The following is a 22,006-nucleotide window of genomic DNA, read 5'->3' as shown; positions in this document are numbered from 1 at the left end:
AAACGCTCGGCTGGGAAACCCCAGCCGAGCGCCTGCATAAACTCATCGCGGCCTGATCAACCGACCACGTGTTGCAACGACCCCTAGAAACCGCCAGGTGGAACGGGGGTTCCCGGGAACGGGGGTTCCGCGGCGGCGGTGGGCGGCGGCCTCAGCCGACGTCGGCCGCCGGGGTGGCACCCGCGGCACCCGCGGCCGGGGCGGCCGGGGTCGCGCCCGGGCGCCGGTCGCGCTTGTGCAACGAGGCCAGGTAGGCGTTGTACGCCTCCAGCTCGGCGTCACCGGTGCGGTCCTCGGAGCGGTCGCGACGGCGGGCCTGCCGCTGCTCGGAGCCCATCCACTGGTAGACCAGCGCGATCAGCACGATCGCGGTCGGGATCTCGCCGAACGCCCAGGTGATGCCACCGGCCAGCTTCTGGTCCTCCAGCAGGTTCGTCCCCGGCGGCGCGCCCTCCACGGTGAAGGTGGTGACCAGCGGGTGGGCGGCCATCATCACCGCCACGCCGAAGAAGGCGTGGAACGGCATCCCCATGAACAGCTCGATGATCCGCATCACGTGGCCGGGGCGGTGCGGGCCCGGGTCCACGCCCATGATCGGCCAGAAGAAGGCCAGACCGGTGGCCAGGAAGTGCACCATCATGAAGATGTGCCCGAGGCGGTACTGCATCAGGAAGTCGAACAGCGGGGTGAAGTAGACCCCGTACAGGCTCGCGATGAACATCGGGATGGTGAACGCCGCGTGTGAGACGACCCGGACGTACCGGCTGTGCAGCAGCGCCACCAGCAGCTCGCGCGGCCCGCGCGGGCGGCCCTTGCCGGCCGGGCGCAGAGCACGCAGCGCCAGGGTGATCGGGGCGCCCAGCAGCAACAGGATCGGCGTCAGCATGGTCACCACCATGTGCTGGATCATGTGCGCGCTGAACAGCACCATGCCGTAGTCGTTCAGCCCGGTGCAGGTCACCAGCAGCAGGCTGGCGACGCCCAGCACCCAGCCGACCATCCGGCCGATCGGCCAGCGGTCGCCGCGCTGGTACAGCCGCACCACGCCCGCCGCGTACAGTCCCAGGAGGGCCAGGCTGCCGATCAGGAACACCCAGTCCGGGGACCAGGTCCAGACGTTGGACAAGGTGAACGGGCCTAGTTGGGTCATCCCGCCGTGGTGGTGCATTCCTGACATTCCGTCGCCCATCGGCGGGTCCTGCTTTCCGTCCTCGTGGTCCCCGGTGCGGGTCCGGTTCGCCCCTTTTGCTTGGCATACAGCCTAGGCGGGCCTTACCTCGGGCCATCCCCCACCCCCTCCGTACGGGTGTCTCCCCACCGGGGCGTCCCCTGGCTAGACTGACCGACCGGTCGGCAGGGAGGATCGGAAATGGCGACGGAACACGGAACCGCGGCGCGCCCAACGGTCGCGCTGACCGGGGCGACCGGCTTCATCGGCTCCGGCGTGCTGGCGGCCCTCGCGGCACGTGGCGTCCGGGTGCGGGCGCTGGCCCGCAAACCGCCGCAGGACGCCGCTCCCGGCACCGCCTGGGTGCCGGGCGACCTCGCCGACCCGGCCGTGCTGGAGGAGCTCTGCACGGGCGCCGGGGCGCTGGTGCACCTCGCGTCCCGGGTCGCCGGCGGCGCCGAGGAGTGCGAGGCGGTGAACGACCGGGGCACCGCCGCCCTGATGGCGGCCGCCACCCGCGCCGGGGTGCGGCGGATCGTCCACCTCTCCACGGCGGCGGTCTACGGCGAGGGCCCGCACGCGGGCATCGCGGTGGACGAGGTGACGCCCGCCCCGCTGTCCGAGGCCAGCCGCACCCGGCTGCTCGGCGAGCGCCACGCGCTGGCGGCCGGCGGGTACGTGCTGCGGCCCGGGCTGGTGACCGGCACCGGCGACCGCTGGGTGGTGCCCGCGCTGGCCGAGCTGGTCCGCCGGGTTCCGGCCCGCTGGGAGGGCGGCGAGGCCCGGCTCTCGGTCGTGGAGCGCACCGACCTGGCCCGGCTGGTCACCGTGCTCGCCCTGGACGACCACGCCGTCCCGCCCGGCGTCCACCACGCCTCCCACCCCGACCCGGTCCGGGCCGGCGACCTGCTCGACGCCCTGGCCGCCCTCGGCCTGCTGCCCGCCCTGGACGGCCCGGCCGTGCCGTGGGAGGAGTGCCGACGGCTGCTGGCCGCCGCGCCCGGCCGGGTCTCCGAGCGGCAGTTCGCCCTGATCGCCCGCGACCACTGGTACCGCAGCGAGGAGATCTGGCGCCTGGCCGCCTGCCCGCCCGGCCCCGGCCCGCTGGCCGGTCTGCCGGAGGCAGCCGCCTGGTACCGCCGGGTCCTGGGTCAGGCCTGAGGCGCCGCGGGGACCAGGGTGTTCTCGTTGGTGCGGCCGGTGGCGAAGTCGTCGATGTTGCGGGCGGTGGCGTCGATGATCTGGCCGACGGCGGTGCGGGTGAAGTAGGCCTGGTGGCTGGTGACCAGGACCTGGGGGAAGGTGATCAGCCGGGCGAGGACGTCGTCGGTGATGCCCTGGATGGATCGGTCGGTGAAGAAGACGCCGGTCTCCTCCTCGTAGACGTCGAGGCCGACGCCCGACAGCCGGCCGGCGCGCAGGGTCTCGACCAGGGCGGCGCTGTCGACGAGGCCGCCGCGGCTGGAGTTGACGAGGATGGCGTCGTCCTTCATGCGGGCGAGCGCGGCGGCGTCGATCAGGTGGTGGGTGGCGGGGAGCAGGGGCACGTGGAGGCTCACCAGGTCCGCGCGGGAGAGCAGTTCGGGCAGCTCGGTGTACGCCATGCCGAGGTCGAGGCAGGCCGGGTTGGGGGCGATGTCCCAGCCGAGGAGCTCGGTGCCGAAGCCGGCCGCGATCCGGGCGAAGCACTCGCCGATCTTGCCGGTGCCGATCACGCCGACGGTCATGCCGTGGATGTCCCGGCCGAGCAGGCCGTCGAGGCGGAAGTCGAACTCGCGGGAGCGGTTGGCGGCACGGGTGAGGCGGCGGTTGACGGCCAGGGCGAGGGCCCAGGCGTGTTCGGCCACGGAGTACGGGCTGTAGTGGGAGACCCGGGCGACGGTGAGGCCGAGCTTGGCGGCGGCGTCGAGGTCGATGTTGTTGAACCCGGTGGAGCGCTGGGCGATCAGCTCGGTGCCGCCGGCGGCGAGGGCGGCGAGCGTCTCGGCGTCGAGGACGGCGTTGACGCTGCTGCTGACGGCCGGGTAGCCGGCGGCGAGCGGGGCGGTGTCGCGGTTGAGGAACACGTCCAGGCAGCGCAGCCCGTGCCGGCCGGCGAAGGCCTGCTCCAGCAGCGGACGCTCGTCGGCCTGTACTCCGTACGCGAGGATCTCCATGCCGGACACGCTAACGGCCGGGACCTGCGGACGCCCGCCGGATGCGGAACCGGATGCGGAACCGGATACGAGGCCGGATCGGGAAGCCGCGCGACGGAACGCGCGGAGGCCCCCGGGTCCGCGCGGTGCGGTCCGGGGGCCTCCGGCGGGGCGGCGGGCGGTCAGATGACCGTCTCGGCCTCCAGGTAGCGGTCCTGCGGCACGGTCTTCAGCTCGGCGACCGCCTCGGCCAGCGGCACCAGGTTGATGTTGGTGCCCTGCAGCGCGGTGATGTGCCCGAAGGCGCCCTTGTGGACGGCCTCGACGGCGTGCCAGCCGAAGCGGGTGGCGAGCACCCGGTCGTAGGCGGTCGGGGTGCCGCCGCGCTGGGTGTGGCCGAGGATCACCGGGCGGGCCTCCTTGCCGAGGCGGTGCTCCAGTTCGCGGGAGAGCTGGGTGGCGATGCCGGTGAACCGCTCGTGGCCGTAGATGTCCTTGGTGCCCTCCTCCCAGTGCATGGTGCCGGGCTCGGGCTTGGCGCCCTCGGCGCAGACCACGATGGCGAACTTCTTCTGCCGGTCGAAGCGCTCGCGGACGACCTCGGTGAGCTTGTCGATGTGGAACGGGCGTTCCGGGACGACGATGGCGTGGGCGCCGGCCGCCATGCCCGCGTTCAGCGCGATCCAGCCGGTGTGCCGGCCCATGACCTCGACGACCATGACCCGCTGGTGGGACTCGGCCGTGGTCTTCAGCCGGTCCAGCGCCTCGGTGGCCACCGAGACGGCGGTGTCGAAGCCGAAGGTCACGTCGGTGGCGGCGATGTCGTTGTCGATGGTCTTGGGCACACCGACGATCGGCAGGCCCGCGTCGCTCATCAGCTTGGCGGCCTTCAGGGTGCCCTCGCCGCCGATCGGGATGACCGCGTCGAGGCCGAGGTCGGCGCAGTACCGCTTGGCCCGCTCGACGCCGTCCCGCAGGTGGCTCGGCTGGACCCGCGAGGAACCGAGGATGGTGCCGCCCTGGGCCAGGATGCCGCTCACCGAGTCCAGGGTCAGGGGGCGGTGGTGGCCCTCCAGGAATCCGCGCCACCCGTCCTCGAACCCGATGATCTCGTCGCCGTGGTCGGCCACCCCCCGGTGGACCACGGAGCGGATCACCGCGTTCAGGCCGGGGCAGTCACCGCCGCTGGTCAGCACTCCAATACGCATGAACTTTGCAACTCCCGAGCAGAACCGAGGAACGGCCGGACTACAGGCTGGGACGACGAGCCGTCACCGTAACGGGGTGCCCCCACGCCGGGGTGGCGGGGAGATGGCCGCGGGGTGAAGGACCGGCCGATCCGGACAGAACGCCCGAAAACGGCCGCGAAGTCGAGCATACGGCCCCTGGTCCGGCCGGGCAGGAGCCGACGCGGGAGCGGCGCCGTCGGCGCCCCCGCGCGGAATTGCAGCCTGCTGCCGAGGAGGGTGTGCAGTAGGCAGCCCCATTGTGGTACGTCCGGGGCCACCCGCGGACCGGGTGACCGCATGGCGGGCACCCGGCCGGGGCGTACGGATGTACTACTGGGGACGCGTCGCGGACGCGATGCGCTCGGCGCGCAGCGCGTCGTACCAGGTGGTGTCGGCCGGCGGCAGGGCGTTGACGTCCAGCGCCAGCTTGAGCAGCATGTCGGCCACCGCGGGGTTGCGGGCCAGCACCGGGCCGTGCAGGTAGGTGCCGAACACGGTGTCCCGCCAGGCGCCCTCGGTGCCGTCACCGGTGCCGTTGCCCCGGCCGACGGAGACGGTGGCGAAGGGCTGCACGCCCTGGCCGAGGTGGGTGACGCCCTGGTGGTTCTCGAAGCCGGTCAGCTGCGGCAGGCCCAGCCGGGGGTCGACGTCGGCGAGCACGTCGCCGACGCAGCGGGCGCCCTCGCCGCGGGTGGTCCAGACGTCGAGCAGGCCCAGGCCCGGCTCGCGCTCGCCGAGGTCGTTGATGAACTCGTGGCCCATGATCTGGAAGCCGGCGCAGACGCCGAAGATGATCGCGCCGTTCTCGGCGGCCCGCACCAGACCGCTGTCGGCGCGCAGCCGCTCGGCGGCCAGGCGCTGCGGGCGGTCCTCGCCGCCGCCGATCAGGTAGATGTCACCGCTGGTGGGGATCGCCTGGTCGGAGCGGACGTCGATCCGGGTCACGTTGAGGTGGCGCTGGCGGGCCCGGCGCTCCACGACCAGGGCGTTGCCCCGGTCGCCGTAGGTGCTGAGCAGGTCCGGGTAGACCCAGACCACGCGCAGGCTGCTCTCACTCATCCTCGAAGGCCTTCCGTCACGTAAAGACTGGTGTGCGGGCGCGGCATCAGCCGGCCACGACCTTCCGCAGCTGCTGGAAGGCGGTGTAGTTGGCGATGGCCTCGATCCGGCCGGGCGGGGCCATCCGGACGGCCTGCTCCAGGGTGTCGACCACGTGGAACTGGAGCCCGGCGACCTCCAGGCGGACGGCCAGGTCCAGCTTGCGCTGGCCCATCACGAAGACCGGGTGCCCGGCGAGGCGCTCGTAGTCGACGTCCCACAGCCAGGAGGTGTCGGTGCCGTCGGCGTCGAGGGCGTTGACGGAGAGGATCACCGGGGCGGGCGGGCCGTCGATCAGCGAGAAGGTCTCCAGCCAGCCGGCCGGGTTCTTGGCCAGCAGCAGGCGGATGTCCCGGCCCTGGTACTGGACCACGTCGTAGCGGCCGGCCACGGCGGCCACCGAGCGCATCCGCTCCAGGGCGACCTGCGGGGCGACGCCGAAGACGGCGGCGACGGCGGCCGAGCTCGTGGCGTTGGCCAGGTTGGCCCGGCCGGGCAGCTGCAGCTGGATCGGCCAGGCGCCGCGCTGCGGGTCGATCACGTGGGTGCCCTGGAGCGCCCAGTGCGGGTTGGGCCGGCGGAAGCCGCAGTCCTGGCAGAACCAGTCGTCGCCGGGGCGCTGCATCACACCGCCGCAGGCGGGGCAGGACCAGGCGTCCTCCTTCCAGGCCTGCCCGGCGGCCACCCAGACCACCTTCTTGCAGGAGGAGGCGGCCCAGGTCACCAGCGGGTCGTCGGCGTTGGCGATGACCACGGCCTCGGTGTTCTGGAGGCCCTCGCGCCACTTCTCGGCCATCATCCGGGTCTCGGCCGCGCGGTCGAGCTGGTCGCGGGAGAGGTTGAGCAGGGCGATCGCCTTGGGTCGGGTGTCGCGGGCGACCGTCGCCAGGTACTTCTCGTCGACCTCGATCACGCCGAAGCGGGCGTCCGTGCCGCCGGCCAGGGCGGAGGTGATGCCGGCGGGCATGTTGGCGCCCAGGGCGTTGGAGACCACCGGGCCGGCGGCGCGCAGTGCCTCGGCGATCAGGCGGGTGGTGGTGGTCTTGCCGTTGGTCGCGCTGACCAGGACCACGTCGAGGTGGTCGGCGAGGGTGGCGAGCAGGTCGGGGTCGAGCTTGAGGGCGACCTTGCCGCCGATCACCGAGCCGCTCCCGCGTCCGGCCTTGCGCGACACGGCGGCGGCGACCCGGCCGGCGGTGACCGCGATCTTGGCGCGGGCCGGCAGCGAGGCGTCGCGTGCGCCTGTGGGCTCCGATTCGGTGCCTGCCATGCTCAGTGGTTCCTCCTTGCTGCGGCACCGCACGCGGCCGGATAACGGGCCGTCGGGCGGCGGGGACGGGGGCCAGCCTACCGACTCCGTCGCCCGGCCGGACGATCCGGACCCCGCGCCGCCTGCTGCGACGCGTTCGCGGGTGCGGCTGAGGGCCCGTCAAGGAGGGCGGTGTACGGAGCGATGCCTTACTGCTTGACGACGCTCGACGGGCATCGCCGGGTTCCCGAGCCGCCAGGGTAAGGATCTGGTGAAGAAACGATCAGCGGCCCGGGCGGTGGGCGCGGTCGGTCGGGGCACCGGCGGCCAGCGTGGCGGTGATCACCAGGGAGCCGTCCTCGGCCTGGAAGTCCAGCGGCGCGTCCAGCCGGCGCATCGCGGCGATCAGCCCGGCGTTGGTGCCGTGGGTCACCGCGTACACCGTCCGGACGTCGGCCGCCCGGGCCTCCGCCGACAGCCGCCGCAGCAGCGCCAGGCCCAGCCCGTGCCGCTGCCAGGCGTCCTCGACCAGGACGGCCAGCTCGGCCTCTCCGTCGTCCCACATCAGGTGCCCGAGTGCGACGATCCGCCCGTCCGGGGCGGTCACCGCGTAGCTGCGGCCGTGCCGGGGGTCCAGCAGGTGGTCCAGGTAGCGGCCGGCGTCGCGGACCGGGCCGTGGTAGCGCTGCCGCAGCGCGGCGGGGGAGCAGCGGCCGTGCATCGCCAGCGCCGCCGCCCGGTCGGCCGGCCCGGCCGGGCGCAGCAGCAGCCCGGTCCCGTCCGGCAGGGACAGCCGGGACGGGGCCTCCGGCGTCCGGCCGGCGGCGCGGGGCGCGGGCGGGTGCGGCCGGACGGTCCGGTACGGGCCGCCGGTGAGCGCGGGCAGCCGGGTGGCCTGGCCCTCGGGCGCCGCGCACCTGCGGTCCGACCTGCGGAAGGGCCGGTGCCAGAGCCGTTCGGGGCGTGTGCGTGATGCCTTCATGCCGCCGACGCTACCGACGGTGCGCTTCCGTTCGGTTACGTGATCGTGAACGCGTGAATGCCCCGGGACGTGGCCGCCGGGTCGGGACAGCGCGGTGGGCGGGTCGGGACAGCGTGGTCGCCGGATCGGGACCGGGCGGTCGGCGGGGTGGGACGGCGTGGTCGGCGGGTCGGGACAGGGCGGCCCCCGGCCCGGGACCGCCGGGCCGACCGGCCGGGACGGGGCCGGCGCAGGTCCCGACCGGTGCCTCATGCGCACGGGACGGCGGGCGGCCGACGGTGGGTGGCGTTCCCGGCACTCCTGGTGAGCAGGAGGCCGTCCCCGTACGTCCACGCACCGAAGGCCGTTTCCATGCGCGACACCCCGTCCGTCCCCACCACTACCACCACCGGCACCGCCACCCCCGCCGTCCCGCACGCCCGCCGCGCTCCGGTCGGCACCGCGCTCACCGGCCTGCTCGACGGGCAGGCGCACCTGCGGCCCGACGCGCCGGCCGTGCTCGGCGCCGTGGGCGGCCTCACCTTCCGGGAGCTGTCCGGAACCGCCCGCCGGCTGGCCGAGCGGCTGCGCCGCCTGGGCGCCGGCCCGGACGGCTGCGTCGGCCTGTACGTCGAGCCGTCCGTCGAGCTGGTCGCCGGTGCCTGGGGCGTGCTGTACGCCGGGGCCGGCTACCTCCCGCTGTCCCCCGAGTACCCCGAGGACCGGCTCCGCTACATGATCGAGGACAGCGGAACCCGGATCGTGCTCACCCAGGCGCACCTGCGCGAGCGGCTGGCCGCGCTGGCCCCGGCCGGGACGGCGGTCGTCACCTTCGAGGACGTCCCGCCGGCGGGGGACGCGGCGGGGCAGGAGGCCGTCGAGCCGGAGTCGCTGGCCTATGTGATCTACACCTCGGGCAGCACCGGCCGGCCCAAGGGCGTGATGATCGAGCACCGCTCGGTGGTCTCCCAGCTGCGCTGGATGCACTCCGAGGGCCACCTCGACCCCGAGGTCACCGTGCTGCAGAAGACCCCGATGAGCTTCGACGCCGCGCAGTGGGAGATCCTCGCCCCCGCCGTGGGCGCCCGGGTGGTGGCCGGCACGCCCGGTCTCTACCGAGACCCGGAGGCGCTGGTCGGCGCCGTCCGGCAGCACGCGGTGACGGCGCTGCAGTGCGTGCCCACCCTGCTCCGGGCGCTGCTGGACACCGAGGGCTTCTCCGATTGCACCGGCCTGACCAGGGTGTTCTCCGGTGGCGAGGCACTCTCCCGGCGGCTCGCCCGCGATCTGGGCCGGGCCCTGCCGCAGGCCGCGCTGGTCAATCTGTACGGCCCGACCGAGTGCACCATCAACGCCACCTCGCACCTGGTCGACCGGGCAGACCCGGCCGACCCGGCCGACGGCGCCGGCTCGGTGCCGATCGGCCGGCCGGTCGCCGACACCCAGTGCTACGTCCTCGACGAGGAGCTGGTGCCGGTTGCCGCCGACGGCGTGGGCGAGCTGTACATCGGCGGCGTCCAGCTGGCCCGCGGCTACCTGAACCGGCCGGAGCTGACCGCGGAGCGGTTCGTCCGCTCCCCGTTCGCCCCCGACGAGCGGCTGTACCGCACCGGCGACCTCGTGCAGTGGAACCCGGACGGCACCCTCCAGTTCGCCGGCCGGGTGGACAACCAGGTCAAGCTGCGCGGGTACCGGGTCGAGCTGGACGAGATCGCCCGCGCGATCGAGGAGCACACCTGGGTGCGCCGCTCCGCCGCGGTCGTCACCGGGGACGGCCGCACCGGGCACCAGAACCTGGTCGCCTGCGTCGAGCTCAACCCGCGCGAGGCCGCCCTGATGGACCAGGGCGACCACGGCGGCCACCACCAGTCCAAGGCGAGCAAGCTCCAGGTCAGGGCCCAGCTGTCCGACCCGGGCCTGCGCGACCGGGCCGCGCTGGCGGGCCGTGGGCGGATCGAGCTGCCCGGACGGAAGGAGACCGAGACCCAGCGCCGGGCGGCCTTCGCCCGCAAGACCTACCGGTTCTACGACGGCGGCGCGGTCACCAGGGACGACCTCACCGCGCTGCTCGCCCCGTGCGCGACCGGCACCTTCGACCGTGACCTGGAACTGCTGAGCCTGCCCGAACTCGGCCGCGTCCTGCGGTGGTTCGGCCAGTTCCACAGCGAGGAGCGGCTGCTGCCCAAGTACTCCTACGCCTCGCCCGGCGCGCTGTACGCGACCCAGCTCTACCTGGAGACCGGCGGCCTGGACGGGCTCGCGGCCGGGCTGTACTACTACCACCCGGTCGAGCACGTCCTGGTCCGGATCGGGCCGGCCGGGGCCACGGCGGGCCCTGCGGCCGGCGCCTACCTGACGCTGCACTTCTGCGGGAAGCACGGCGCCATCGAGCCGGTCTACCGGAACAACATCCGGGAGGTGCTGGAGTTCGAGACCGGCCACATGCTGGGCGTCCTGGAGGAGGTGCTGCCCGAGTACGGGCTGGACGTGCGTCCGCTCGGCCTCGACCCGGCGGTCAAGGACCGACTGGACGTCGCCGAGGAGGACCACTACCTGGGCGGCTTCGCGGTCGTCCGGGCCGGTGGCCCGGCCCGGGCCGAGCGCACCGAGCTCTACGTCCAGGCCCACGAGGGCCGGGTGGAGGGCCTGCCGGGCGGCCTCTACCGGTACGCCGACGGCGAGCTGACCCACGTCTCGGACGAGGTGGTGGAGTCCCGGCACGTGATCGCGATCAACCAGGCGGTCTACGCCCGGGCCGCGTTCGGCATCACGGCCGTCGGCCGCGCCGAGGAGGAGTGGTTGGAGTACGTCGAGCTCGGCACGGTGCTGCACCGTCTCCAGCGCAACGGCCTGGCGCTGGGCTTCATGTCCTCCGGCTACAGCTCCAGGTCCGGTCACCCGCTGCCCGCTTCGCGGCGCATCGACGAGATCCTGGCCGGCCGCGGCATCACCCCCGGCCCGTCGTACTTCTTCCTCGGCGGCAAGGTGAGCGAGGAGCAGATCCGCAGCGAGGGCATGCGCGAGGACACCGTCCACATGAAGGGCCCGGCCGAGATCATCAAGGACGAACTGGCCACCCTGCTGCCCGACTACATGCTGCCCAACCGGGTGCTGGTGCTGGACGCCCTGCCGCTCACCGCGAGCGGCAAGGTGGACCTCAAGGCGCTGGCCGCCTCCGAGGCCGTCCGCACGGCCGACGTGCGCGGCGAGTACGTGGCGCCGGCCACCGGGTGCGAGCGGTGGCTGGCCGAGGCCTGGGGGCGGGCGCTGTCGTACGAGGAGGTGTCGGTGACGGACGAGTTCTTCGCCGTCGGCGGGAACTCGCTGATCGCCGTCGCCCTCGTCAACCGGATCAACCGGGAGTTCGGCATCGCCCTGCCGCTCCAGGTGCTCTTCGAGTGCCCCCGGCTGGGCGACCTCGCCGCGCGCATCGAGCGGGTCCGCGGTGAGGTCGACGGGCGCGCCGGGGCGGCCACGGCCTCCCGGCTGATACCCCTGCACCCGGGGGATGCCGGCCGGGCGGTGTTCTGCTGGCCCGGACTGGGCGGCTACCCGATGAACCTGCGGCCGCTCGGCCGGGAGGCGAGCGGGGGCCGGGCCTTCTACGGCATCCAGGCGTACGGCATCAACCCGGGCGAGACGCCGTACCCGACCATCCGGGAGATGGCCGCCGCCGACGTCGCCGAGCTGCGCCGGGTGCAGCCGCGGGGGCCGTACACGCTGTGGGGCTTCTCCTTCGGCGCCCGGGTCGCCTTCGAGGCGGCCTGGCAGCTGGAGCGGGCCGGACAGCGGGTGGAGCGGCTGCTGCTGATCTGCCCGGGCAACCCGAAGGTGCGCCAGGCCGACGGCCGGCGGTGGGGCCGCGAGGCCTCGTACGCCAACCCGGCCTACCTGACCATCCTGTTCGGGGTGTTCGCCGGTCGGATCAGCGGCCCCGACCTGGAGCGCTGCCTGGCCGACACGGTGGACGAGCCCACCTTCGTGGCCGGCGTGCACCGGATGCTGCCCGAGCTGGACGAGGAGCTGATCCGGCGGATCACCGGGATCGTCGGTGAGACGTACGAGTTCGAGTACAGCTTCCGCGAGCTCGCCGAGCGGCGGCTGGACGCGCCGGTGACCCTCTTCAAGGCCGCGGGCGACGACTACTCCTTCATCGAGGGCAGCACCGGCTACTCGGCCGCCCCGCCCACCGTGGTCGACCTGGCAGGTGACCACTACGGGGTGCTGCGGGAGCACGGGGTGGCCGAGCTGGCCGCCGCGATCCGGGAGGTGGAGCGGACGGCCCCCGGGGAGCTCCCGGACCGCTGATCGGATGATGTGGATGCTCACGAACGGCCCAGGATCCGTGAGCGGGGGAGCCCCTTCGGATAGGGATGGCTCGGCTTTCCGCCGATCCCGTCCCGAACCGAAGGGGTTCCCCGTGTTCCAGAAGTCCGTACGGGCCGCCGCGTGCGGTGCGCTGCTCCTCGTCGCCCCGCTCGCCCTCGCCCAGCCGGCCGCGGCCGTCGCCTCCTCCACCGTCAATCCCTCGGGCAACCAGGGGCCCAAGACCGCGGAGGAGGCCGCTGCCTGCAAGTCCGTCACCAGCGCCCTGCTCGGCGGCTTCGGCGCGATGCTCGGCAACGCCGTCTGCGCCGTGAAGCCCGCCGACCAGGGCTGAGCAGCCCCCTCGTTCGCCGGTGCGTGCCCCGGGGCCCGCACCGGCGAACCGCTGCCCGCTCCCGGTGCCTACCCGAGCAGGTCGTGGGCCGCGGCCTTGACCTCGGCGAGCAGGAGGTGGAGGTCGGCCTCCGTCGTGCTGGCGTTGAGGAGGCAGGCGCGGAGCATCTCGGCGGTGCCGAGGCGGGCACCGGTGACGAAGACCCGGCCGCGCCGCTGGACGGCGACCGGGAGCTCGCGGTTGAGGGCGTCGCGGGCGGCCCCGTCCAGGCCGGGGGCGCGGTGGCGGAACGCCACGATCGACGTCTGCACCTCGGCGAGCAGCTCCAGCTCCTCGTCGGCCTCGACGAGTTCGCCGAGCCGACGGGCCAGCGCGGTGCACCGGGCGATGTCCCGGGCGAGGCCGGCGCGGCCCCTGTGGGCGATGGTGGCCCAGACCTTGAGGGCCCGGAACGGGCGGGTCTGCTCGGTGCCGTACTCGGAGAACCAGCCGAGCGCGCCGGCCGCCTCGTCGCGCAGGTAGGACGGGACGAGGCTGAAGGTGCCGCGCAGCGCCTCGGGGTCGCGGACCAGCGCGCAGCCGCAGTCGACCGGGACGCCGAGCCACTTGTGCGGGTCGAGGGCGAGCGAGTCGGCCCGCTCCAGACCGGCGTAGCGGTGGGCGATGGCCGGGTCGAGCCGGCCGAAGGCGCCGTACGCGCCGTCGACGTGCAGCCAGAGGCCCTGCTCCTCGCAGAGGTCGGCGATCGGGCCGAACTCGTCCACCGCGCCGGTGCCGACGGTGCCCGCCGAGGCGACCACCAGGAAGGGCAGCAGGCCGGCCGTGCGGTCGCGCTCGACGGCCGCCCGCAGGTCGGCGATGTCCAGCCGGCCGTCGGGGCCGGTGGCCACGGTGCGCAGGTGACGGCTGCCGAGGCCGAGGAGTTCGGCGGCCTTGCGGACGCAGGAGTGGGTCTCGCCGGTGACGTAGCCGACCAGCGGCGGCAGGCCGGCCAGGCCCTCCTCGCGGACGTCCCGGCCGGCCCGCCGGGCGGCGCGGTCGCGGGCGGCGGCGAGGCAGACGATGGTCGCCATCGAGGTGCCGGAGGTGAGCAGGCCGCCGCCGGCCGGATGCGGGAAGCCGACCAGCTCGGCCGTCCAGCGGACCACGGCGCGCTCCAGGTGGACGTCGGCGTGGTCGCCGCCGGCCGAGCTGGGGTTCATCGCGGAGGCGGCGAGGGTGGCGAGCACCCCGGCGGGGGCGGGGGCGGAGTTGACCCAGCCGAAGAAGCGCGGGTTGCCGTTGCCCATCGGGTGCGGCAGGACGTCCCGCCCGATGGCGGCGATCAGCTCGTCGAGCGGGCGGCCCTCGGCGGGCAGCGGGGCGTCGAGCAGGGTCCGGCGGGCGGTCTCGTCCATGGGCTGCCAGACCGGGCGCCCGGGCAGTTCGGCGAGGTAGTCGGAGACCAGGTCGGCGGTGGCGTGGGCGGCACGGCGGAAGTCGGTGCCGGGGAGGTCCTCGGTGGTCATGGCGTGCTCCAGGGAGGCCGGGGACGGGCTGGGGCGAGGCGCGGCGCCCTTGGCGCACCCTGATCAGGCGATGATCGGGCGATCCTACGCAAGAAGGCCCGCGCCGTACGGCGCGGGCCCTCATGCTGAGACCGGGGATGCCGGTCCGGGAGACCGGGGGCGTCAGTCCAGCGAGCCGGACAGGCCGCTCGCCGAGCGGCAGTAGCCCTGCATCTCCTTGTTGGTGATCTTGGAGCAGAGCCGCCCGGCGGCGCCCCCGTCCGTGTAGTTGACCGTGTAGTAGCTCACCAGGCCCTCGGCGCAGGCCTTGCGCTGCCAGCCGTCGGCGGCGGTGGCGCACTGCTCGGCCGCCCAGTCCTCGCGGTCCAGGTTGTACTTCATGGTGCGCGAGCCCACGCCGCGGCTGCAGTCCACCGCACCGCCGCTGCCCTTGCCGTTGAGGCACCACTTGAGGGCCTCGGCGTAGACCTCGGGGTGGTTCGGGTAGTCGTGCGAGGACAGGAAGAAGGTCGGGGCGTAGAAGAAGCAGGCGGACTGGAACAGTGCCGGCTGGTCCTTGCACGGGTAGAGCGGGTCCTGGGCCAGCTTGTCGGCGGGCAGGTTGGCCTTGGCCTGCTCGTCCTCCTCGTCCGGGCCGAAGAGCTGCATGAACAGGCCCTCGGAGCAGCGGATCCTGTTCTGGTCGGAGGGGAACTTGTTGCACAGGTCGCGGGCCTTGGCGACGTCCTGCTTGACGACGAACATCGTGCCGTGGCCGACGCCGTGGATGCAGGGGCCGCTGTTCTTGGGCGCGCAGAGCTTGAGCAGGTCCGTCTCGGGCTGGGCGGAGGCGTTGAGCATCTCCTCGACCGCGCCGTGCAGGTAGCCGGCCGCGCAGGTCTCGTGCGGGAAGGAGATGACCTTCTGGAAGTCGGCGTTGAAGCGCTTGACCGCCGCGTGGCCGAGCTCGTGCGCGATCGGGTGGCAGAAGCGCACGGTGTACGGCTTCTCCTTGGTGATCTTGTCGAGGTCGGCCAGTGCGATGCCGGGGTCGGTGGCGTCCATCTCGGCCATCAGCTTGTTGCGCAGCGTGGAGCGGGTCCACACCGCCGGGTCGCCGGTCGGGGTGGCGCTCGCGGGGCCGGCCGAGGCCGGCCGGGCGCCGGTGGCGGGGGCCCCGGGGGTGACGGCGGCGGGGGCCGTGCCGGCCGCCGCGGGCGACCAGTCGGTGACGGCCACCGACCCCAGGCCCAGGACGCCCAGGAGCAGGGCGGTGAGAATCGCGAAGACTCGCGGCTGCATGACGGGATCCCCCGGCGGATCGAGGTGAACGTTTCGCTCCCATCCTGACGGCAGATGAGCGGGTAATCCGCGTATTCGCCCGCCATTCGGGAGGTGTCGGCGACGCTACCGCACGGTGGGAGGTCCGGGACGGGCGGGATGGCTCCTCCACAATCACCCGGACGGAGTATGGGGGCGTGGGCGTCGGCCACTGCGCCGTCCGGGTGGTGGCGCCTGCGCCGTCCGGGGGTGGCGCCTGCGCTGTCCGGGGGGTAGAGCCTGCGCCCCGGCTCCCGGCGCGCCGCCGTTCCGGGGCTCCCGGCGTTCCGCGGCGCCCGGAGTTCTGGGGGTCGGGGCCGGGGTCCGGGGGCCGGCGTTCACGGCCCCGGGGCCCGACCGTTCACAGCTCCAGCGTCACCTGGTAGTCCGTCAGCCAGGCGTCGAAGTCCAGTGCGAGGTCGACGGCCAGCCGGACGGACTGCGGGTCGGTGTCCGGGGCGAGCGCGTCGGCGAGGCGCCGCCGGTCGAGCAGGTGCAGGGCCGGGGAGGTGCCCTGGACGGCGAGCCGGGCGAGTTCGGCCCGCAGCTTCGCCGGGTAGTGCGGATCGGTGGTGACCGGGTACGGGCTCTTCGGCCGCTCGGCGACCGCGGCCGGCAGCACGTCCCGGACGGCGGCGCGCAGCAGGCTCTTCTCCCGTCCGTCGAAGGACTTCATCGCCCACGGGGCGTTGAAGACGTACTGGACCAGCCGGTGGTCGCAGAACGGCACCCGCACCTCCAGGCCGTTGGCCATGCTCATCCGGTCCTTGCGGTCGAGCAGGATGCAGACGAAGCGGGTCAGGTTGAGGTACGAGATCTCGCGCATCCGGCGTTCCAGCGGATCCGCCGTCGGCAGGTGCGGGACCTCGGCGACCGCCTCGCGGTAGCGGGCCCTGCGGTAGCCGTCCAGGTCGAGCTTGCGGAGCAGGTCGGCGTCCAGGAGGTGCTCGCGCGGGGTGGCTCCGCCGCCGGCGATGCCGGTGAGGCCGAGTGCCCAGGGGAAGTCCTCGACGGCGATGGTCTTCGGGTCGTGGAACCAGCGGTAGCCGCCGAAGAGCTCGTCCGCGGACTCGCCGGACAGCGCCACGGTGGAGTGGCGGCGCACGCCCCGGAAGAGCAGCAGCAGCGAGGTGTCCATGTCGCCGACGCCGTTGGGCAGGTCGCGGGCGCGCAGCACGACGGAGCGCCGGGACGGGTCGGTCAGGTCGGCGGCGTCCAGTTCGACGACGCTGTGGTTGGCGCCGACGTGCTCGGCGAGCAGCCGGGCGAACGGGCCGTCCTGGGTCTGCCGGACGTCGTTGGCGTGGAAGGTCTCGCTCTGCCCGGCGAAGCCGACGGAGAAGGAGCGCACCGGGCCGGCCCCGGCGGCACCCAGTGTCCGGGCGGCGAGGGCGGTCACGGCGCTGGAGTCCAGGCCGCCGGAGAGCAGCGAGCAGAGCGGGACGTCCGCCTCCAGCTGACGGTGCACGATGTCGTCCAGCAGGGCCCGGACGGTGGCGACGGTGGCCTCCAGGCTGTCGCGGTGCTCGCGTGCCTCCAGCGCCCAGTAGCGGCGGGCCGACAGGCCCTCGCGGCGCACCCGGACGACGTGCCCGGGCCGGACCTCGTGGATGTCCCGGTACGGGGTGAGGCCGGGGGTGCGGGTGTAGCCGAGCAGTTCGCGCAGCCCGTCCAGGTCCACCACCGGGCGGACGTCGGGGTGGGCGAGCAGGGCCTTGACCTCGGATCCGAAGACCACGCCGTCCGGGGTGCGGTGGTAGTACAGCGGCTTGACGCCCATCCGGTCGCGGACCAGCAGCAGTTCCTCGCGCCGGACGTCCCAGACCGCGAAGGCGAACATGCCGTTGAGCCGTTCGGCCAGGTGCTCGCCCCATTCCAGGTAGGCGCGCAGCACCACCTCGGTGTCGCTGCGGGTGCGGAAGCGGTGCCCGGCCGCCTCCAGGTCCGCGCGCAGTTCGCGGTGGTTGTAGACCTCGCCGCTGTAGGTGAGCACGGCCAGCGTCCGGCCGTCGTGCTCGGCCGTCATCGGCTGGACGCCTCCCGCGATGTCGATCACCGCGAGCCGGCGGTGGCCGAGCGCGGCGTGCGGCTCCAGGTGGACGCCGCCGGCGTCGGGGCCGCGGCGGGCCTGGGTGGCCGTCATCGCGTCGAGGACACCCCGTTCGGCGGTGAGGTCGCGCTCGAACGCGACCCATCCGGTGATCCCGCACATCAGCAAGCCTCCGGTCTTCCGCTTCGTGTTCAGGGGGTCACGCTACGTGTGGAGTTGCTGCCGCTTCAAGGGGGCTTTCGCGAACGCGGGTGATCGGGTGGCCGCCCGGCGGTCGAATGTGAAGGAGGAGTGGAGCTGGTCTGAAAGTCGTAATGTCTGCCCGATTTCGGGCAGAAACTTTGGCTTCGGCGGTCCGGCCGACCTAGGCTCCTCACTCGTGCCCAGCTCACCCCACCCTCACGAAGACCTCCTCGCCCACCTCACCCGGACCAGCCCGCTCGGGCCCCGGGAGGCGGCGCGGGTCGTGGCGGAGGTGCTGGCGTACTTCTCCGAGAGCACCGAGGAGTACGTGCGCCGCCGCCACACCGAGCTCCAGGCACGCGGTCTGACCAACGAACGGATCTTCGCCCGGCTCGCCGAGGAACTGCCGCAGCGCCGGGTCTCGGCGCCGGAGCTCTCGGCCCGCCAGCTGCGGCGGATCGTCTACGGCTGAGCCGTCGTTCCCGACCTTCCGAAGACTTCGAAGAGGAGACCACGCATGTGCGGAATCGTGGCCTACATCGGCCCCAAGGACGCGACCCCCTTCCTGCTGGAGGGGCTGGCGCGGCTGGAGTACCGCGGCTACGACTCGGCCGGCGTCGCCGTCACCGGGCGCACCGGCGGGATCAAGCTCCGCAAGGTGAAGGGGCGGGTCGCCGACCTGGCCGCCGCCGTGCCGGCCCGGTTCAAGGGCACCACCGGCATCGGCCACACCCGCTGGGCCACCCACGGCGTCCCCAGCGACGCCAACGCGCACCCGCACCTGGACGACGCCGAGCGGATCGCCGTCGTCCACAACGGCATCATCGAGAACGCCGACGAGCTGCGCGCCAAGCTCGTCGCCGACGGCGCGGTGTTCCGCTCCGAGACCGACAGCGAGGTGCTCGCCCACCTGATCGCCGCGAACGTCGCCGAGGGCGTCGAGCTGGAGGACGCGGTCCGGGCCGCGCTCGGCCGGGTGGTCGGCACCTACGGCATCGCGGTGCTCGACTCCGAGCAGCCGGACCGGATCGTGGTCGCCCGCAACGGCAGCCCGATCGTGCTGGGCATCGGCGAGAAGGAGATGTTCGCCGCCTCGGACGTCTCCGCGCTGGTCCGCTACACCCGCCAGGTCGTCCACCTGGAGGACGGCGAGCTGGCCACCGTACGGGCCGACGGCTTCCGCACCTTCACCGCGGACGCCCGCACCACGCACCGCCAGCCGTCCACCGTGGACTGGGAGGTCGACTCCTACGACACCGGCGGCTTCGAGCACTTCCTGCTCAAGGAGATCCACGAGCAGCCCGGCTCGGTCGAGCGCACCCTGAGCGGGCGGCTCGACGAGCGCTTCGCCACCGCGCACCTCGGCGGCCTCAACCTGGACGCCCGCGAGCTGCGCGAGATCCGCCGGGTGAAGATCCTCGGCTGCGGATCGGCCTACTACGCGGGCGAGATGGGCGCGCAGCTGATCGAGGAGCTGGCCCGCATCCCCGCCCACAGCGAGCCGGCCTCGGAGTTCCGCTACCGCAACCCGGTGATCGAGGCGGACACCCTGTACGTGGCGGTCAGCCAGTCCGGCGAGACCTACGACACGCTGGCCGCCGTCCAGGAGATCAAGCGCAAGGGCGGCCGGGTGCTCGGCGTCGTCAACACCGTGGGCAGTGCTATCGCCCGAGAGTGTGATGGCGGTATCTACCTGCACGCCGGCCCGGAGGTCTCCGTCGCCTCCACCAAGGCGTTCACCTCCACCGTGGTCGCCTTCGCGCTGCTCGCCCTGCACTTCGGGCGCATCCACGACCTGTCGCCCGCCGACGGGCGCCGGATCGTTTCGGCGCTCCAGGCGCTGCCCGACCAGATCCGCGAGGTGCTGGAGCAGAGCGAGGCCATCGCCGAACTCGCCGCCGAGTACGCCGGCTCGACCGGCATGATGTTCATCGGCCGGGTGCGCGGCTACCCGGTGGCCCGCGAGGGCGCGCAGAAGCTCAAGGAGATCTCCTACGTGCACGCCGAGGCCTACCCGGCGAGCGAGCTCAAGCACGGCCCGCTGGCGCTGATCAGCCCCGAACTGCCCACCCTGGCACTGGTTCCGGACGACGAGCTGCTGGACAAGAACCTGACCACGCTCGGCGAGATCAAGGCCCGCTCCGGGCGCGTCATCGCCGTCGCCCACCGGCGGCCGGACGAGAAGCTCGCGGACCACTGCATCCTGGTGCCCAAGAGCGAGCCCGAGCTGGACCCGCTGCTGCTCAACATCCCGCTCCAGCTGCTGGCCTACCACGCCGCCGTCGCCCTCGGCCGCGACGTGGACCGGCCGCGCAACCTGGCGAAGAGCGTGACGGTGGAGTAGGGCCCTCCGGTGCGGGCGCCCGCTCCGAGGGCGCTCGCACCGGACCCGCGGGTCCCGGTCGCTGTGCGGACGGCCGGGGCCCGCGTTCCTCCCGTTCCGGCTCTTCCCGCAGCCGGGATTTCGAGGGCCGGGATCTCGGGGGCGCGGCGGTTCCGGGGGGTCAGAACACCGAGCACCCGGAGAGGGTGGTCAGGGTGTCCAGGGCGGCGACCGCGGCGACGGAGTTGCCCGCCTGGTCCAGGCGCGGGCCCCAGGCGCAGACGGCGGCGCGGCCCGGGAGTATCGCGAGGATGCCGCCGCCGACGCCGCTCTTTCCGGGCAGGCCCACGCGGAAGGCGAACTCCCCGGCGGCGTCGTAGGTGCCGCAGGTGAGCAGGACGGCGTTGATCCGCTTGGCCTCGCTGCGGGTCATCAACCGGGTGCCGTCGGCGCGCACGCCGTAGCGGGCGAGGAAGGAACCGGCCAGCACCAGGTCACGGCAGCTGGTGGCCACCGCGCAGTGGGCGTAGTAGTGCTCCAGCACGGTCTCGACCGGGTTCCGCAGGTTGCCGTGGCTGGCGATGAAGTGGGCCAGCGCGGCGTTGCGGTGGCCGTGTTCGGCCTCCGAAGCGGCGATCACCGGGTCGGTGTCGAGCAGCGGGTTGCCGGACTCGCGGCGCAGGAACTCCCGTACCGCGCCCGAGGCGTCGCCGGTCATGGTCTGGAGGCGGTCGGTGACCACCAGGGCGCCCGCGTTGATGAACGGGTTGCGCGGGATGCCGTGCTCGGTCTCCAACTGCACCAGGGAGTTGAACGGGTTGCCGGACGGCTCGCGGCCGACGCCCTGCCAGAGCGCGTCCCCGCCGTAGGCCACCGCGAGGGCGAGCGAGAACAGCTTCGAGACGCTCTGGACGGAGAACGGCCGCTCCCAGTCCCCGACACCGTGCAGCTCCCCGTCGACGGTGGCGACGGCCATGCCGAAGGCCTCCGGGTCGGCGGTGGCGAGCGCCGGGATGTAGTCGGCGACCCGCCCCCGGCCCGCCGTCGCCCGGGCGGCGGCCTCGGAGGCCTCCAGCAGCACCGGCCAGTCCAGGATCTCCCCGCCGGGCACACCGTTCAACGCTTCTCCTCCACCGGCACCGACTGCGGACACGACCGGGACCGGGCGCGCGGTGCGGGTGCGTCCGGTCCGACCAGGATTATCCGTGTTCGGGGCGGGGACCGGGGACGGGGGGTGGGGGCCCGGCGGGTCAGGGCGCGCCGGTGGGGGCCTGGACGGGTGGGCCGGTGAGCAGCGTGCCGGTGTCCGAGTACGGCCGGCCGTTGGGGACGCAGCCGTGCAGCCCCTTGATCTGCTGCATCATCACCGGCGCCGGGGCGCCCGGGCCGGGGCAGTCGACGTGGCCGTGGCCGAGGATGTGGCCGACCTCGTGGTTGACGGCGAGCGCGTGGTACAGCTCGGGCCGGCCCTGGTAGAACTCGGACAGCTCGGTCCACCGCTTGAGGTTGACCACCACCTGGTGGGTGACGCCGCAGTTCACCCAGCCGCCGGTGTCCAGCCCGTACTGGCCGCAGATCCGGTCGGTGGACCCCGGGGTGGCCAGGTAGACGGTGAAGTCCACCGGATCCGCGGACACCCGCTGGAACGAGACCGTGCCGCCGGCCGCCCACCCCTGCCGGACGTCGCCGAGGACCGCGTCCACCTCGGCGGCGAACTGCGCCGGGCTCTCCGCGATCCCGTCCTCCACCCGCACCTTGTAGCGGTACAGCCGCTCGCCGCTGCCGAAGCGGGCGGAGCCGCCGGGCGCGGTGGTGAACGCCAGCCGGTCCCCGTCCCCGCCGCCGTTCCAGGGCTGCCACCAGAGCAGCCCGGCGGTCAGTGCGGCGACCAGCGCGAGGACGAGCGCGCCGTGCCAGGGCTTCCGGTGGCGCAGCCGCGCGAGCGCCCTCAACGGCCCGCTCCCGCCGCGTCCGGGCGGTCGGATGTGCCGCGCCTCGGTGCGACCTGGGCCTCGGTGGGGCGGGCGGCGTGGGCCGTCGGCTGGGTGGTGGTGTCCGGGCGGGCGTGGACCGGGGCCGGGGTGGACATGGCGGAAGTGCTCCAGGACGGGATCGGCGGGCCGCGGTGGCCGGGCCTTCGCCC

Annotated in this window: 17 protein-coding genes; 5 read left to right on the top strand and 12 right to left on the bottom strand. The window is 73.7% G+C overall.

Features of this window, described 5'->3' with window-relative positions:
• Positions 1-151 precede the first annotated feature (151 nt).
• Positions 152-1,168 (bottom strand): cytochrome c oxidase assembly protein, encoded by a 1,017-nt coding sequence (locus ABZ449_RS19495; RefSeq protein ID WP_360347194.1) that lies wholly within the window; start codon positions 1,166-1,168, stop codon positions 152-154.
• Positions 1,169-1,369: 201 nt separating this feature from the next.
• Between ABZ449_RS19495 and ABZ449_RS19490 the strand changes: the two genes are divergently transcribed.
• The gene (locus tag ABZ449_RS19490; protein WP_360347192.1) at positions 1,370-2,329 is read left to right on the top strand and encodes an NAD(P)-dependent oxidoreductase; all 960 of its coding nucleotides are present in this window, start codon (positions 1,370-1,372) and stop codon (positions 2,327-2,329) included.
• On the opposite strand, the gene ABZ449_RS19485 is transcribed toward ABZ449_RS19490, so the two are convergent.
• The 5 genes from ABZ449_RS19485 to ABZ449_RS19465 form a co-directional block, all read right to left on the bottom strand.
• On the bottom strand, positions 2,320-3,324 hold the full coding sequence (locus tag ABZ449_RS19485; protein WP_360347190.1) for a 2-hydroxyacid dehydrogenase: 1,005 nt from the start codon (positions 3,322-3,324) through the stop codon (positions 2,320-2,322). The genes ABZ449_RS19490 and ABZ449_RS19485 overlap by 10 nt on opposite strands.
• Positions 3,325-3,485: 161 nt before the next feature.
• Positions 3,486-4,511 (bottom strand): 6-phosphofructokinase, encoded by a 1,026-nt coding sequence (locus ABZ449_RS19480; RefSeq protein ID WP_360347188.1) that lies wholly within the window; start codon positions 4,509-4,511, stop codon positions 3,486-3,488.
• Between the two features lie 351 nt (positions 4,512-4,862).
• On the bottom strand, positions 4,863-5,591 hold the full coding sequence (locus ABZ449_RS19475; RefSeq protein WP_360347186.1) for a glutamine amidotransferase: 729 nt from the start codon (positions 5,589-5,591) through the stop codon (positions 4,863-4,865).
• Positions 5,592-5,637: 46 nt separating this feature from the next.
• Positions 5,638-6,900 carry a MurT ligase domain-containing protein gene (locus ABZ449_RS19470; RefSeq protein ID WP_224281748.1) on the bottom strand — a complete coding sequence of 421 codons (1,263 nt, stop codon included), beginning with the start codon at positions 6,898-6,900 and terminating at the stop codon, positions 5,638-5,640.
• Between the two features lie 262 nt (positions 6,901-7,162).
• Entirely contained in the window at positions 7,163-7,861 is a 699-nt protein-coding gene (locus ABZ449_RS19465; RefSeq protein WP_360347184.1) for a GNAT family N-acetyltransferase, read from the bottom strand.
• Positions 7,862-8,212: 351 nt separating this feature from the next.
• On the opposite strand from ABZ449_RS19465, the gene ABZ449_RS19460 reads away from it, so the two are divergent.
• Both ABZ449_RS19460 and ABZ449_RS19455 read left to right on the top strand, forming a co-directional pair.
• Positions 8,213-12,148, top strand: a complete 3,936-nt coding sequence (locus ABZ449_RS19460; protein ID WP_360347182.1) for an amino acid adenylation domain-containing protein — start codon at positions 8,213-8,215, stop codon at positions 12,146-12,148.
• 112 nt (positions 12,149-12,260) lie between these two features.
• Complete coding sequence (locus tag ABZ449_RS19455; RefSeq protein ID WP_360347180.1) at positions 12,261-12,500, top strand: hypothetical protein; 240 nt, start codon at positions 12,261-12,263, stop codon at positions 12,498-12,500.
• A gap of 68 nt (positions 12,501-12,568) precedes the next feature.
• Here ABZ449_RS19455 and ABZ449_RS19450 read toward each other — a convergent pair whose 3' ends face one another.
• From ABZ449_RS19450 to asnB, 3 genes are all read right to left on the bottom strand, one after another.
• A complete protein-coding gene (locus ABZ449_RS19450) occupies positions 12,569-14,008 on the bottom strand; it encodes a pyridoxal-dependent decarboxylase (protein ID WP_360347178.1) in 1,440 nt (479 codons plus the stop codon).
• Between the two features lie 162 nt (positions 14,009-14,170).
• Positions 14,171-15,289 (bottom strand): hypothetical protein, encoded by a 1,119-nt coding sequence (locus ABZ449_RS19445; protein WP_360347176.1) that lies wholly within the window; start codon positions 15,287-15,289, stop codon positions 14,171-14,173.
• Positions 15,290-15,668: 379 nt separating this feature from the next.
• A complete protein-coding gene (gene asnB / locus ABZ449_RS19440; RefSeq protein WP_360347174.1) occupies positions 15,669-17,519 on the bottom strand; it encodes an asparagine synthase (glutamine-hydrolyzing) in 1,851 nt (616 codons plus the stop codon).
• A gap of 217 nt (positions 17,520-17,736) precedes the next feature.
• Between asnB and ABZ449_RS19435 the strand changes: the two genes are divergently transcribed.
• Entirely contained in the window at positions 17,737-18,012 is a 276-nt protein-coding gene (locus tag ABZ449_RS19435; protein ID WP_355254796.1) for a hypothetical protein, read from the top strand.
• A gap of 45 nt (positions 18,013-18,057) precedes the next feature.
• Positions 18,058-19,884 carry a glutamine--fructose-6-phosphate transaminase (isomerizing) gene (gene glmS, locus ABZ449_RS19430; RefSeq protein ID WP_360347171.1) on the top strand — a complete coding sequence of 609 codons (1,827 nt, stop codon included), beginning with the start codon at positions 18,058-18,060 and terminating at the stop codon, positions 19,882-19,884.
• 160 nt (positions 19,885-20,044) lie between these two features.
• Here the strand turns inward: glmS and ABZ449_RS19425 are convergent, their stop codons facing one another.
• The 3 genes from ABZ449_RS19425 to ABZ449_RS19415 form a co-directional block, all read right to left on the bottom strand.
• A complete protein-coding gene (locus tag ABZ449_RS19425; protein WP_360347206.1) occupies positions 20,045-20,944 on the bottom strand; it encodes a glutaminase in 900 nt (299 codons plus the stop codon).
• Between the two features lie 169 nt (positions 20,945-21,113).
• Positions 21,114-21,815: a DUF3152 domain-containing protein gene (locus ABZ449_RS19420; protein ID WP_360347169.1), complete on the bottom strand. Its 702-nt coding sequence runs from the start codon at positions 21,813-21,815 to the stop codon at positions 21,114-21,116.
• On the bottom strand, positions 21,812-21,952 hold the full coding sequence (locus ABZ449_RS19415; protein WP_360347167.1) for a hypothetical protein: 141 nt from the start codon (positions 21,950-21,952) through the stop codon (positions 21,812-21,814). The genes ABZ449_RS19420 and ABZ449_RS19415 overlap by 4 nt, the downstream gene beginning before the upstream one ends.
• Positions 21,953-22,006: the final 54 nt, after the last annotated feature.

Origin of the sequence: Kitasatospora sp. NPDC005856, assembly GCF_040629945.1 — a bacterium.
In the GTDB taxonomy this organism is placed as follows: Bacteria; Actinomycetota; Actinomycetes; order Streptomycetales; family Streptomycetaceae; genus Kitasatospora.
This window is presented reverse-complemented; position numbering and strand designations above follow the sequence as displayed.